Raw genomic sequence first — 14267 nt, 5'->3', positions numbered from 1 at the left:
GGCGGGGGGAGTGCTGCCAGCGGTCGTAGGCGGCCTGGGCGGAAACGGCCGGCGGATGTGAGAAGTGGACGGGCCGGTAGTGGGGGCGAAGGCTCGGATGAACGGGGTCCTGGAGACCGGCGAGGAAATCTGTCGCGGAGCGGCCGCGAAGCAGCAGGAGGGCCAGGGGCATCACGTCGAGGCAGCGGGCGACCTGGAACAAGGCAGTGGCGGCGTGCTTGCACAGGGCGCTGCGGCTGGAGCAGCTGCATGAGGCGTGGCACTGGTCGATGGTCGGCAGGAGCCGGATTCCGTTGCGGGCGCCCGCCTTGTTGATCTCGTACAGGACGTCCTCGGCGGGCAGGCGTGCCAACCGGTCGACGAGATGACGAGTGATCAACGTCAGATCGCGCCACTGTGATCCGTCCAGGACCGGGATGCGGATCGTGGGGTTGGGCTGAGACGTGTAGGCGTAGGGGGAGGGGGCGGGATTGGTGTTCTCGTTGATCCAGCACCGGATTGTGCCGGGCTCGATCGCGAGGTGGGTCACCGGGGCGGTGCGCGCGTAGGCGCGGGCGCGGGCGAGCGGGTGGGCGCTGCTCCTGGAGCCCTTGGCGGTGGGTGAGAGCGAGTCCAACCAGCTGTGCCCGCCGAGGCGTTCGCACATCTCAGTGCCCGGCAGCGGGCTGAAGGGGGCCAGGCGCAGCTGGTAGGGGCCCTTGTCGGGGAGGGTCATCGGCTTCTCCTGAGCGTGATCAGGTCGAAGAGCTGTGCGTCGGTCAGCTCCGTCAGCCCACTGCTGGTGTCCGCGAGGACCGTGTCGGCGAGGTCCTTCTTGGCGGCGAGCAGGTCCGCGATCCGCTCCTCGACGGTGCCTTCACTGATCAGGCGGTGGATTTGGACGGGATGCGGGGAGCCGATCCGGTGCGCGCGGTCGGCGGCCTGGTCCATGACCGCGGGGTTCCACCACTGGTCTATGAACACGACGTGGCTAGCACGAGTGAGTGTGAGGCCGGTGCCGGCGGCCCGCAGGGACAGGAGGAAGACCGGCCAGTCGCCGTTCTGGAAGGCATCGACCAGGGCGTGGCGGTGGGCGACGGGCGTGCCGCCGTGCAGCATGCGGTGATCGACGCTCTGCTGGGACAGGCGGGCCGACACGATTCGGGCCATCTCTACGTACTGGGTGAACACCAGCACCGACTGCTGCTCGGCGAGCATGACGCTCAACAGATCGTCGAAGAGATCGAGCTTGCCGGAGCGACCGGCCAGACGCCGGGGCTCCTTCTCCTTGAGGTACTGCGCCGGGTGGTTGCAGATCTGCCGCAGCGCGGTGAGGAGCTTGAGGACCAGGCCGCGCCGCGCGATGCCCTCGGCGGCACAGATCTGCTCCATCGTCTCGCGGACCACCGCCTCATACAGCACCGCCTGCTCCTTGCTCAGGGACGTGTACTGGGCGGTGTCGGTCTTGGCGGGCAGTTCCGGCGCGATCCCGGGATCGGACTTGCGGCGGCGCAGCACGAAGGGGCGGATCAGGGTGGCGAGCCGGGCGGTGGCGGCCGGATCGCGGTGCGCCTCGATCGGTTTGGCGACGCGGGTCCGGAATGCTTTGAGGGGGCCGAGCAGCCCGGGGGTGGTCCAGTCCAGCAGGGACCACAACTCGCTGAGGTTGTTCTCCACAGGCGTGCCGGTGAGCGCGACGCGGGCGCGGGAGTGGATCTCCTGCAGGGCGCGGGCAGTGGACGACGTCGCGTTCTTGACGTACTGCGCCTCGTCGAGAGCGGTCAACGACCAGTCCACGCCACCGAGTTGCTCGGCGTTGAGCCGGGCGGTGCCGTAGGTGGTCAGGACGAATGCGTCCTCCTCGAGGCCGTCCACGGTGCGTCCGGGGCCGTGGAAGCGGCGCACACGCGATGTCGGGGCGAAGCGGCGGATCTCCCGCTCCCAGTTGCCCAGGAGACTGGCGGGGCACACCACGAGTGTCGGGCCGCGACTGGTCCTGGTCTCCTGGCGTGTGAGGTGGAGCGAGATGAGGGTGATGGTCTTGCCCAGCCCCATGTCGTCGGCGAGGCAGCAGCCCAGCCCGTGCGAGGTGAGCTGCTGCATCCAGGACAGGGCGTGCTGCTGGTAGTGCCGCAGCGTGCCGGCCAGCTTCTCGGGGACCGGCGTGGCGGGCACCGGCCCGGTGAGCGCCGTGCGCAGGGTGGCGAGCCAGCCGACGGGCTCGACCGGAATGCTGTCGCCGCCCACTTCGACCGTTCCGGTCAGCGCCGCGGCGACGGCGTCGATGGCCGACAGTTCGGCGATCTGCCGCCCCCGGGCCTTGCGCAGCAGGGCCGCGTCGACGAGGACCCACTGGTCGCGCAGCCGGACGAAGGGGCGCTTCGCCTCGGCCAGCCGGTCCATCTCGGCATCGGTGAGGTCTTCTCCGCCCGCCAGCGCGGCTTGCCAGCGGAAACTGAGCAGCGAGTCCGGGCCCAGCAGCCCGGAGGGCGCGCCGCCTGGCCTCTTGGGCGCCAGGATGGCCCGGACCGTGAGGGAGCGGACCAGGTCACGGGGCCAGTGCACCTCGCAGCCCGCCGAGGCGAGGTCGGTGACGGCGTCCCCGAGCAGGTCCTCGACTTCTTCGACGCTCAGCTCGAGGGCGTCGGGCACCTCGGCATCCAACAGGCGCTGCAGCGGCGGCCAGGCGCGGGCGGCGCCGCGCAACGCGACCCGCGTGCCCATCTGCCGGGCGTCATCCGGCGACCCGGCAGGAGCAGGCCGGCGCCATAGGGAGCCGGCATCCATCAGGTCCTGAGGCGGCTCGACGTCCTGCACCTGCACGATCGCCTGTACGCCGGTGTCGCCCTGCTCGGCGATCTGCAGGCGTAGCGAGATCTGCACGCTGACCGGCGCCACCGGATCCGCGCCCGGCCGAGCGCCCGTGCCCAGCATCAGCTGCGGGACATGCTGCGGCGCGCGGGCCGCGAACGCGCCCGATCCGGTCAGGTACGCGGCGCCCGGGGTGCGCGGGAGGGTGTCGGCGACCGCGTCGAGGAACGCGCCGAGCAGGAACGACGCCTCCGGGATCGCCGGCGGATACGTGCTCGCAGCGAATGGCAGAGCTCTAGCCTGCGGCGGCATCGCCGCGGCGAGCCGCTCGAAGTGCTCGCGCTCGTCCGGCAGATCCGGGGCACTGCACCAGGTGTCGAAGCCGGTGGACGTGACGTCCAGGCACATGCGGCCGCGCGCCAGCAGATGCAGGGCGAACAGCGCAGCCGCACCCCAGAACTGGCAGCTCTCATCACCCTCGCCGTCGGTGCGACAGCGGGCCAGGACCGGCACGGCGGCATCGAGGGGCATCCACCAGTACGGAACCCGGGCGGAGCGGACCCCGTCACGCTGCGCGCGCACGACCGTGGCGTCTTGCTCCCCGCGCACGGCGCCCTCGGGAACCGTCAGCTTCTCGGGCGGTCCCATCGTCGCCGTGGGCCGCCAGAACACCATCCGGCCTTCCCGCGGCGGATCGGCAGGATCGAAGGCGGCCACATAGTCGACCAGGCGGAATCGGCCCACAGATGACGAACTCCCTTCAGCCACGCTGCCCTTCAGGAGTCGAGGCAGCCGACAGATGCGAGTCTGCCTTCGGCTGGACCGGTGCAGACGGATCGCGGAGGAACGAACCCGATCGAGCGACAAACGTGCTAGGAGAGCCCGGCGCGTCTGGGGTCCCGGTATGCGCCTAGCCACCCAGGAATCGGGGCGCACTCGGCGATCAGGCTCTTCTCCCCGCCTCCGAGCCGTCGGAACCGAGTTGGCGACGATGATCTGGCAGAGCGCGGGCCAGAGAGGCGGGTGGTCATCGCCCGCCAGGAGGCATTGACGATGTCCTCGAAGCGCGGGCCGCTCTGGTGGCCGACTTGCTGCGGAGAGCTGGAGGCTTCCCCGGGGCGGTTGAGGAGTGCGTCACCAGTCTCATCCCATTTGTCGAGTAGTCGCTCCGAGTTGGGAGTGCAGCACCCTGGTGCGAGCGTCCAGCGCGGCGTCCGCGTACCGGCGACGGATGTTGTCGTCATGACTATCCGATCAGGAACGGGGCCGGTCGCGCGGACCGGGACAGTGAGGGGCGTGTAGTCAGGCGGTGAGCCGGTGGGGGTCGTCCGGGGCAGGCCCGGTCGCGAGCCGGGTGAAGTACTCGGTCGCGAGGATGCGCCGCCGAACCTCAGTGGGCTGGCGGGCGAGGATGCCGGGCAGTGGCCGCGCGCGGGCGGCCTCTCCGCGGTGCGCGAGAATCGCCGCCCACTTCTGGTCCAGCCAGGGGGTGGCGTCGACGGTGGTGGTGGCGTACGCGTCCGGCACCGCGAGCACGGCTTTGCCGACGGCCTCAAGGAGCGGTCCGAGGTCGCCGACGCCGGACTCGGGGTGCGTGGCGCAGTACACGGCGCGCGGTTGCCAGGGCGCACCGGCCCCAGGATGGAGGTGCGCGAGCCCCGCGTCCTGGACGGCGAGGAGCGCGGCCTGGTGGGTACGGCGGTGGTCCGGGTGACCGGTCAACTGGCCCAGGGCGTCGTGCGTGACGACGATGTCGGGTCGGAACGTGCGGATCTGCTTGACCAGGGCGGCGACCACCTCGTCGAGCGGGGCGTCGACGAGCCGGGCACGGCCGGGGTCCGCCTGCTCGTTGCGGGCGCCGCCGTATCCGAGCATGCGCGGAGCGCCCGCCCCGAGTACCCGCAAGGCGTCGGCGAGTTCGGCGGCCCGCGCGCTGTCGGGCGCCCACGTCATGGTGACGACGGCGGTGCGCGCGTGTGCGGCGGCGTGCTGGGCGAGGACACCACCGGCCAGGAGGCTCTCGTCATCGGGATGAGCGAACACGCCGAGCAGGGACGGATTCGTGGACGATACGGCCTTCTCTGGCATCAGTTCGTCGCAGTCAGACATCTTGTCTCTCGGTGGTAACAGGATCCGTGTGCGGTACGCGCTCTACAGATCGCTTACCTGCTTGCCTGGCACGGAGATCCGGTGTGCGCATGTTCAGAGTTACGTCGGCCAGGGGGGCATGAAGTCAGTAAAGAGCGTCACGCAGGGCCTCCTCCATGACAGGTAGCCGGTCCAGCAGCATCAGAGCTGCCTCGTGCCGCACCCGCCCGTAGGCCTCAAGTGCGGCGTCGACGATGTGCGGCCTTTCCACTGGTACCGACAACGGAAAGGCCGAGCAGAGCATGGCTGCACAGCCGACACGAAGCGAGGACAAGAGGTCGTCCACGGACGCCATAGGGTTGGCGTCCCGGTAGGCCAGGGTGAGATCGGTGTATCCGGTGAGCCAGCTCTCCGCACTGTTGTCCAGCACGCTCTTGGGGTCACAGCCAAGACGCGCGATCTCCCAGGCGAGGTACCCGGGTGTGGGCGGTCGGAAGTCCACGATCGCGGCTACCTCGTCGTTCTCCAACAGGACGTTGGGGCCGGCCATGTCGCCGTGCAGGATCTGGACGGTCAGCTGTGGAAGCGAGGCGAGGGTGCGCTCGACGTCCCCCAAGATGGCTTGTCGCTCACGCGCCGCTTGCAGTGCCCACGTCTCGAACTCCCCGAGCCTCAGCCTGCGCTGGTACGCGTGAATCAGGCGCTCGAAGCGGTCCCGTGCGGTGACCACGTCGCACACCGCGGCACCAGGTTCCAGGGTGGGTGCGGCGGCGGGGTGTGCGGCGAGTCGGCTGTGGAGGCGGCCCATCGCTGTGCCGACGGCTGCCCACCGTGCACCAGCCAGGTTGCCCTCGGCAGTCTCGGTGTGCGGCACGTACGACCACAGGGACATCGGCAGGCGGCCGTGGGTCTCGAGGAGTTCGTGCTCGCGCGTTCGGGTTGCCCGCGCGGTCCCGACTCCTCCGTCGGCGGCGTACTCGGATAGTTCGATCGACGCCCGTTCCAGATCCAAGTGTTCTCCAGTGCGGTAGACCTTGGCGAAGTGCCGATGACCCGTTTGATCCACGATGGTGTAGTTGTCCGTCGCGGTGCCCTCCGGGATTCGCGTTATTTCTGCCGGGTGCAGTCCGTACGCGAGCACCAGCGTACTGGCGACCGTCGTGATCTGCTCCTGCGTATCAGCGGAGGTCACGGTGCTGCCACCGGAGGCTCTGAGGAGTCGGACGCGAGCCGAATGGACATCCACGGAACCGCTTCGTCGCGGAAGCTGAATCCGACCGGATCCGTGCCAGTGCGGTCGTCGAGACTGAAGGCGGTCACCATGATCATGTCGGAGCCGTCGGCGACGGAGACGAGCTGGCTTCCGCAGCGTGGACAGAACCCGCGGTGCAGCGTGGGCCAACTCGCGTACCAAGTGGGCTCTCCGCCCGGCCCGACCCACCGCAAGCTCTCCTTGGGGAACCCGACCCACAGGACTGCAGGTCCCCCTGAGATCCGCGTCTCGTGACGGCATGCGCACAAGTGCGGGTCGTCCGGATCACCGGTCACCTTGTACCTGATGTGGCCGCACTCGCAGCCCCCGGTCCTCGCCTTGGGCTCCTTGTCAGCCGTGACAAGGTCAGGCCCCTCCTCGGTGCAGCCGGGAGTGGCGGGCGCGTCGCCGGGCTGAGTGGGGCGGCCGGGGCCGGGCTGGTGGGATGCGGTGGACATGGGTCTCCTCATCGGCTTCGGGTAGGGGGCAGTTGCCGGTCAGATGATGGGCAGGCGTCCGGCCACGGTCAGGCGCCACACGGTGCGCCAGCTCATCGGGCGCCGTTCCGGGCTGCGGCGGCTCGTCCAGCCCTCGCGCATCCGCTGCCTGTCGTCGTGCTCGGCCGGAGCGGCGAACACCGGTTCACGCACTGATGGCTTCACGTCACACCCCTTCCGGCACTGCGTCGGCAGCGCGCTGCTCAACAGGGCATTCCAGCAAGGCGTCACGTCCGGGCCACCGGACAACCAGCCGACAATTCTCCTTGTCAAGGACGTCCCCGGCCGGCAGCTGATCGTCGGGCGTGCCCGCCGGAAACACCGTCAGGACCGGGTCGACGTGCTGGTCGTTGTCCTCGGCGCGCACGTGGCGGTCCCAGGCCCGGACCGTGGCCACCAGGTGCTCGGCCAGTTGCGTTCCTCGGTTGCCGAAGCCGTACGCGAACCACTCCCACTGCTTGTCCTCAGGCTGCTCACCGTCCCGGATCTGCACAGCCGTGAGGTAGGCCAGGGAGGGACCGTCGACGATCGCAGGTGCGTCTCGGTCCTTGGCGATGTTGGTGACGCCCGCATTCGTGTGGGCGACTAGACGGCCGAACGTGACACCTTGCGGGACGGTGGTGGCGGCGTACAGCTGCAGCGAGCCGAAGAAGACGTTCGGGCCCATCAGCACGCCGGTGGCGACCTCGCGCCGCGGGCCGCGCAGCGCCTCCTCCAGGCCGTCCGTGTCGGTGTCCGTGCCGTGCTCGAAGCGCAGCGTCAGCTCGCCGTCGAGAAGGGAGGCGACGGGAATGGTGCGGGCCTGCTGGCTCTGGTCGCGGACGAAGCCGCAGTAAGTGAGGTGGCGGGCGTGCAGGACCTGGCCGCGCCGCTCGAAGGTGATGGCCCGGGTGTAGCCCCCGAGTTCCAGCGGCAGGACCAGTCGGCCACCCTCGGCCAGCTGCTGGCGCCAGGCTGGCGCGATGTCCCAGCAGTTGTAGGTGATGACGCTGGCGTCGAAGCCGCCGCGGGGCACCAGCGGCGCCGGGGCGCCGAGAGATCCGTCCCTCTCCACGACATCGACGCGGCCGGTGCCTGTCTCGGCGAGGAATCGGCGCGTGCGGTCGGTGACCCACCGGTCGATGTCGGCCGTCACGACCCGGCCGTCGGGCCCGGCGACGTGCGCGAGGAGCGCGGCGTTGTAGCCGCCCGATCCTGCCTCGAACACGGCCGCTCCTGGCGCCAGGCCGAGGTGCTCGATCATGTCGGCCTGGAGCCACGCGGCCGAGACCGAGGTGATGGCCGTTCCGGTCTCATCGCGCCGGGTGACCACGGCCCGGTCGCTGCCGTCGTACGACGTGGACAGCGGCGCCTCCGGCGCGAACCGGTGACGGGGAACGGCCCGCAGTGCCTGCTGCACCGCCGGGGACAGAGCCCAGCCGCCGTCGACGACGGTCTGGGCCATCGCATCGCGCAGCCGGCCAGCCTCTGCGGGCTCGCCGGGCACGGCCGGCTCATCGGCGGCAACGCGATAGGCGATGACCGGCGGCGCCTCGGGGAGGATGCCGGGCCACACAGCGTTCAGCGCCGCGGCCGTGGGGGCGAACAGGTCGCCGATCGCGGACAGCGTGTGCAGGCGGTGCCACTCCCAGCGCAGGAACTGCTCCTCCGGTCGTCCGACCGTGCCCGTGTGCGCGCTGATCCGCACGACGGCAGTCACGCGGGTGACGCTCTCGCGTGCGTCGTGCAGCACGGCGAGCACATGGGCGTCCCCCACGCGGGCGGACAGTCCGGTCTCCTCGCCGAGCTCTCGCACCGCGGCCGCGGCCGCGGTTTCGCCGGGCTCGATCCTCCCGGCGGGCAGCTCCCATGCGGGAGTGCGACCCAGGCGGCGGCCGAGCAGCACACGACCCTGGTCATCGGTCACCACCGCGGCCGCGCCGAAGACCGCCCGAGGTGCGGGCGGGTGGGTGCGCTCGACGGCCTGGCCGGGACGGGCCTTCTTGCCCAGCACCAGCACGGCCAACTCGTCCGCGGTGTACCGCGCAGCGCCGTCGAACGGGTCCGTGAGGACGGTGAGTTGGCCCTCATCGAGCGCGATGTGGCGCCGTTCGGCGGGTGTGTGCGCGGTGGTCGGCGTGATGACGACGAGCCGCCCGTCAGCGGTCAGCAGCTCGGCCAGACGCAGCAGGGTGGCGGTGGGGTTGGAGAGGAAGGCGATGGCCAGACGCACGGTGATCAGGCCGTAGCCCTCTTCGGCCAGCGGCTCAAGGTCGTCGTTCTCCACGTCCAGGCACAGCCACCGCACCCCGGGCGTCTCCGCGTGCTCGGCACGCGCCCGCTCAAGAGCGCCTTCGGCGAAGTCGACGCCGTCGACGGTGTAGCCGAGGGAGGTGAGGTAGACGGACAACTCGCCGGTGCCGCAGCCGATGTCGAGCGCTCGCCCGCCGTCCGGTGCGGGGGCGGCGTACTCGGCGAGCAGATGCTTCTCCTCGTCCCCGAGCCGCCGGAAGCCATGCCCGTCGCTGTAGTGCTCAGACCAGTCAGTGCGGGTGTATCCCACAGGTCGCTCCTCCTTAGTGAAGGCGGGGTGGTGCGGCATCAGGGCAGTTGGACGGGGCCGTGGAGGACGGTCGGCTGGCCGCGGACGTCGACCCGGGCTCGCCGCAGTCGTGCACGGGGATGGCTGCGACCTTCGGGCCGGGCAGCAGCACGATGCCGTTGCTCGTCATGTGGTCCCCCAGCTGTCGAAATAGCCGGCCACGCCGGTGCGGCGGGCCTCCTCTACCGCGCGAAGACGCGCGAAGTCGGTGTCGGGCATCAGGGCCTGCCATTGGTCAAGAGGCAGGACGCGCGCCTCGTCGTGCTCGTGCGGAGCGAGGACGATGCGGTGGATCTGTTCGGTGCTCAGGCGTCCGCCGTCGAAGACGAACTGCACCGTGCTGAAGGGACGCCGCGGTCGCGGGGGCCCGTACACGGTGGCCAGCAGCCGGGGCGGGCCCGCGATGTCCAGGCCGGTCTCTTCCCGGCATTCGCGTACGGCTGCCTCCCAGGGTGTCTCGCCCAGGTCGAGCGCGCCGCCGATCATGTGCCAGGGGTGGGAGGGCGAGTACACGGAGTGCAGTTGCAGGGGGCGGTCGGCTTCGTCCGTAACGTAGAGGCAGACGTAGGCGACGGCCTTGGGCAGAGACTGGGCGTACTGCTCAGGCGGCACCCACGATGGTCCTCCTCCCGTGGCGGCCGGTAACGGGGCAGAGGTGCTGCGCCGGGTCATCCGCATGAGCGCCGGGCTGCCGCTGAAGCCGAAGTCCCGATACAGGGGTGCGGCCTGCGGGCTGGTGTGCAGCTCGAACAGCGTGGTGTCCTCGGCGGTGAGGTGGTCCAGGAGCGCGGCGACGACGGCACGGGCGTACCCGCGGCGCCGGAAGTTGGGGTGTGTGACGACGAGCTGTACGCGGGCGGCCCGGCCTCGGGGATAGGACGGGGCCGGGAGTACGGGGCTGATCAGGCCCAGGGCACAGGCTGCCAGCGTGCCGTCCGGGGCCTGGATGAGGAAGGCCCGCGCGTCTCCCGTGGAGGTCAGGCGTGGCGCGAGGTCGTCCGTGCACTGGCGCAGCCAGTCGTCGGTGAGCGGCGCGGACAGGACGTACTCGGAACGCATCCGGGTGATGGCTTCAGCGTCAGCGGCGGTCGCCGCGCGGACCGGCGGCCGCCCGCTGGCGTCGCGCGGCTCGGCCTCGGCCGCGAGGTCGGCGTCGGGATTCACGTCGCATCTCCTGTCGTTGAGGAGGCGCACCGCGCTCGGCGCGCAGCCGGGCCAGGGCCCTTCGGTCCGAACAGGTCGTCCTGCTGCGGTGCGGGCCCAGGAAGGGATGCGGAGGGAGGGATCATGAGGCAGCTCCATCGGTGCGGGGGCGGAGAACGGGCAGACGCCAGGACAGACGCCCGCACTCGGAGGCGGCCCGCTGTCCACCGTCCGCGTCGACGACGAGCTGGTAGCGGTCAGGGGAGTCTGCAGCGCGCCACCGACGGGCGAGGTCTTGGAGCTCGGCCCAGATGTCTCTCGGCCCGTGGGTGGTGACGCTCCAGCGGCGGTGGCCCACCGGCTCGGCGCGCATCCAGGAGCCAGAGCCGGGTGCGCCGATCGCCAGATGCTCGGAGCTGTAGTCCCGCACCAGCCCGCCGAGGAGGTGATCTGCCGCGAGCCAGAAACCGCGCTCGCTGTCCTCGGGCGGCGCCAGCATGCTCCGCTGGGTCCACGTGCCCGGGTCGGTGGCCATGCGCTGCCGGAACTCTTCGCCGAGCCAGATCCGCTCCATGCCGTGCCCGGCGCGGTGCGCGAACTCCACGGCCCGAAGCTCTGCCGTGACGTGTCCGTCGGCGGTGCGCCTGACGACAGCGAGTCCGGGCCACGACGGGGACGAGCTGGTCACGTGCGCCAGCAGCTTGCCGCCGGGAGCGAGCTGCTCGACCAGGGCCGTCGGCACGCACGTCACCGAGTAGGACACGAAGATCCGGTCGAACTCCTGCTCCGGCACGCCCTTTTCGCCTGATCCGCACACCACCTGCGGGCGGAAGCCGAGATCGGACAGGCGGGCGGCGGCCGCGTCGGTCACCTGCGGGTCCCGGTCCAGGGTTGTCACTGCCTGGTCGCCACAGATCTGACAGGCCACCGCGGCGCTCACTCCCGCGCCCGTGCCGACGTCCAGCACCCGCAGCCCCGGGCGCAGATCCAGCTTGTCCAGGAGTGAGGCGGTCAGGCTCATCAGCGTCGACGTCGACGTGATCGACCCGCCCGACCGGCTGCTGTGGGTCCGGCCCAGCAGCGGCTCGCCGTCGTGCTGGACGAGCACACTGACCCCGCTGTACAGCACCTGGGCCAGCTCAGCGCGGTCGGCCGGCACGGCCCAGTCCAAGAGGTCCCAACGCCGTGGTTCCTCATCGTCCGCGGAACGTCGCACGTATGCCTGCGGCATCAGCGCTTCTCGGGGCAGCGCCGACAGCGCGTCGCTCACAGGGCCTGGCCGCACATCGCCCGCGTCGCGTAGACGGGCAACCATCGCCGCCCGCAGGGCCGCGACGTCCGGCTCGTCGTTCTCGGGGGCCGTAGTCGTCAAGACGGCCGCGTCCACGGCCGGGCGTGGACGCTCCGCTTGAGGTGTGGCGGTGGCCGTCGTCTGGGGGATGTGCCCGGATGTCACGGGGCTTCTCCTTCGCCCGCACGGGCTGCTCTCGGGCGCGACGGCCCGGGCAGCGATGCTCCTGTGCACTGTTCGGACACGGCGGTATCCCCGGCGTCGGAAGGCGGGAGGGTCGGGTGGCTGGGCATGTGGCGCAGGCCTCGAAGGGGCGAGCACGCCAGGACGGCGAACGGCACGGTGAGGAGAGCAGCGCCGGCGATCAGCGCGGGGCGGACGCCCAGCCACACGCCCAGGCCGCCGGCGAGCAGCGCGCCCAGTGGGCGGGCCGCTGAGGTCAGGCAGGTGCTGACGGCCTGCATGCGGGCCTGCATGTGCGCATCGGTGACGATCTGCCGGATCGACCGCTGTGTGGTGCCGGCCGCTCCGGCGCACGCCAGCTGCACGAACAGCGCCCCGCCGATCACGATCTGCCAGGCGAGACCGGGCGAGGCCAGCAGCAGGGGCAGCTGAGTTACCGGTGTCAGGGCGAGAGCGGTGAGCAGCATCGGTCCCGGCCCGTACCGGCGGGTGAGGCCCGGCGCGGTCAGGGCTCCCGTGGCCGCCCCCAGGGCGCCAATGCCCAGGACGACGCCGAATGCGGTCGCGCTCATCTGCAACGTGCGCAGCAGATACAGCGCCCACAACGTGTTCAGCAGGGACAGCCCGAGCGAGGTGGTCGCGTTGACGGCCGTGAGCACGCTCAACCGGCCGTCCGCGCCCACATAGCGCAGTCCGTCGGTGATCTCGGTGCGCAGCGGGCGCCGCCCCGCAGGCGCCGCGATGTCACCACGGGCCCGCACCCGGGTGGTGCACCAGACGCTGACGAGGAAGGACAGCACGTCACCGAGCAGCGCCCGGGCCGGTCCCAGCAGGCCGGTCAGCGCTGCGCCGAGCGTGCTGCCGCCTGTGGCGGCCACGGCGAACAACGCGCCAACGCAGCTGTTGCTCCGCTGGATCAGCGACCGGTCGACCAAGGACGGCAGGAGGCTGATCGCCGCCGCGTCGTGCAGCACCCCGGCGGCGCCCTGCACCGCGGCGACCACCATGAGCTGCCCCAGGGACAGCGCGCCCAGCGCGGCCGCGGCCGGAACGGTCGTCAGCGCCGCGGCGCTGACGAGGTCCCCGGCAATCATCTGATGCCGCTTGGAGTGCCGGTCGGCGATCGCACCGGCGTGCAACGCAAGCAAGGCGGGCGGAAGCTGCCCGCACAGCGCGAGGAGTGCGACTTGGCCAGAGGTGGCGTCCAGCTCAAGGACGGCCAGCACCGGCAGCGCCATCGACGTGATGGAGCTGCCCACCACATTGGCGGCCTGCCCGGACAGGTAGCGGCGGAAATCGTGGTGCTTCCACAGCGACACTCCTTCCGGCGGCGCCGCGGCAAGAGAGTCAGGCTCCGCTGCCACCGCGCACCCCCTCAGGTGCCCCGGGCATCTGGTGCGGCACGACCTCTCCGGCCGCCGACTCCTCGGCCGCATGACGGCGGATGAGCCCGGCCAGCCCTGGGGTCAGACGGAGCCGGTCCAGGTCGCTGAGGGACGCCCAGTACAGCAAAACCCCCTCGTGCAGTCGGAGTCGGCCGACATCGCCGCGCCAGAGCCCGCTGAAGACCTGGATGGGCACGGCCAGACCGTCGACGCTGGTTTCCTCTTCGACGGCGTAGGGCGTCAGCTCGCCCACGTCGAGCCCCGGAACCTCCTCGGCGAGTTCGCGCCGCACGGTGTCCATGAGGTCCCGGTCGCTCGCACAGCGGCCGCCTCCCAACAGTGCCATGTTCCAGGGCTGCCAAATCCCGGGGCGGTCGTCGCGCAGATGCAGAAGGTACGCCCCTTCCCCGTTGTGGATCAGCGCGGAGGCGTTCACGGGTTCCGGCTTCCCGCCCAGGCCCTGGGCGCGCGCGGCCAGGAGCTTGCTGCGCAGGGTCGAGGAGCGCACCTTGGACAACTCGAGCCACCGGGCACCGTCGACCTCTGCGTCCTGCAGCGCCAGCTCAGGGTGGTCTTCGGGGCTGAGGTAGAAGGCGTAGCGGAAATCGAAGTGCTGATGCGGGCCCTCGCCTTTGGAGGGGTTGGCGTCGATGTCGTGGATGTCGACGTCGACGGGAGAGCCGAGGAACTGCGGGGTCAAGCACAGATCCCTCGCCTGCAATCCGGTCTCCTCACACACCTCGCGCAGCGCCGCAGCCAGGAGCGTCCGGTCGCCCTCGATGTGGCCACCAGGGGGCAGCAGCAGGCCGGTGCCTCGGTGAGCGATGTGCAGGACGCGCTGCTCCCGGTCGATGACTGCCGCGCTGCACGTGACGTGTCCGGGCAGCGTTGCACGGTCGGCCGGGTCGTCGGCGCCGTCCAGGAGAGTCATCAGTCCGGCGAGCGCGGCCCGCTCCTCCGGGTGGCGGGCGAGATATTTCTCGGCAGTCCTGCGGATGTCGGAGCGCGTGAGCGGCATGTCATCACCTCGGAGCGATGCGGGGGCAGGAGGGGCTGC

11 protein-coding genes and 1 pseudogene are annotated in these 14267 nt (G+C 71.0%); all 12 read right to left on the bottom strand.

Annotated elements, in window-relative coordinates:
• Nucleotides 1–715 (bottom strand): SWIM zinc finger family protein (locus E2651_RS18285; RefSeq protein WP_135332227.1); only part of this gene is annotated, 715 nt, incomplete at its 3' end.
• Nucleotides 712–3534 carry a DEAD/DEAH box helicase gene (locus E2651_RS18280; RefSeq protein WP_245238968.1) on the bottom strand — a complete coding sequence of 941 codons (2823 nt, stop codon included), beginning with the start codon at nucleotides 3532–3534 and terminating at the stop codon, nucleotides 712–714. The genes E2651_RS18280 and E2651_RS18285, both read right to left, overlap by 4 nt.
• Nucleotides 3535–4092: 558 nt before the next feature.
• Complete coding sequence (locus E2651_RS18275; protein WP_135332226.1) at nucleotides 4093–4878, bottom strand: PIG-L deacetylase family protein; 786 nt, start codon at nucleotides 4876–4878, stop codon at nucleotides 4093–4095.
• A gap of 145 nt (nucleotides 4879–5023) precedes the next feature.
• Nucleotides 5024–6070: a phosphotransferase gene (locus E2651_RS18270; RefSeq protein WP_245238967.1), complete on the bottom strand. Its 1047-nt coding sequence runs from the start codon at nucleotides 6068–6070 to the stop codon at nucleotides 5024–5026.
• The gene (locus tag E2651_RS18265; RefSeq protein ID WP_135332225.1) at nucleotides 6067–6588 is read right to left on the bottom strand and encodes a GFA family protein; all 522 of its coding nucleotides are present in this window, start codon (nucleotides 6586–6588) and stop codon (nucleotides 6067–6069) included. The genes E2651_RS18270 and E2651_RS18265 overlap by 4 nt, the downstream gene beginning before the upstream one ends.
• Nucleotides 6589–6627: 39 nt before the next feature.
• A pseudogene (locus E2651_RS18260) lies at nucleotides 6628–6726 on the bottom strand (glycosyltransferase family 2 protein); the annotation flags it as partial.
• 67 nt (nucleotides 6727–6793) lie between these two features.
• A complete protein-coding gene (gene fxlM, locus E2651_RS18255; protein ID WP_209446179.1) occupies nucleotides 6794–9169 on the bottom strand; it encodes a methyltransferase, FxLD system in 2376 nt (791 codons plus the stop codon).
• 13 nt (nucleotides 9170–9182) lie between these two features.
• Nucleotides 9183–9338: a hypothetical protein gene (locus E2651_RS43965; RefSeq protein ID WP_167828820.1), complete on the bottom strand. Its 156-nt coding sequence runs from the start codon at nucleotides 9336–9338 to the stop codon at nucleotides 9183–9185.
• Nucleotides 9335–10372 (bottom strand): GNAT family N-acetyltransferase, encoded by a 1038-nt coding sequence (locus E2651_RS18250; RefSeq protein ID WP_245238965.1) that lies wholly within the window; start codon nucleotides 10370–10372, stop codon nucleotides 9335–9337. The genes E2651_RS43965 and E2651_RS18250 overlap by 4 nt, the downstream gene beginning before the upstream one ends.
• A gap of 121 nt (nucleotides 10373–10493) precedes the next feature.
• A complete protein-coding gene (locus E2651_RS18245) occupies nucleotides 10494–11807 on the bottom strand; it encodes a methyltransferase domain-containing protein (RefSeq protein ID WP_245238962.1) in 1314 nt (437 codons plus the stop codon).
• Nucleotides 11804–13189, bottom strand: a complete 1386-nt coding sequence (locus tag E2651_RS18240) for an MFS transporter (protein WP_245238961.1) — start codon at nucleotides 13187–13189, stop codon at nucleotides 11804–11806. The genes E2651_RS18245 and E2651_RS18240 overlap by 4 nt, the downstream gene beginning before the upstream one ends.
• Nucleotides 13173–14228 carry an NUDIX hydrolase gene (locus tag E2651_RS18235; RefSeq protein ID WP_135332222.1) on the bottom strand — a complete coding sequence of 352 codons (1056 nt, stop codon included), beginning with the start codon at nucleotides 14226–14228 and terminating at the stop codon, nucleotides 13173–13175. The genes E2651_RS18240 and E2651_RS18235 overlap by 17 nt, the downstream gene beginning before the upstream one ends.
• Between the last annotated feature and the right edge of the window lie 39 nt (nucleotides 14229–14267).

The sequence above is a fragment of the Streptomyces sp. MZ04 genome (assembly GCF_004684775.1).
GTDB lineage: Bacteria > Actinomycetota > Actinomycetes > Streptomycetales > Streptomycetaceae > Streptomyces.
This window is presented reverse-complemented; position numbering and strand designations above follow the sequence as displayed.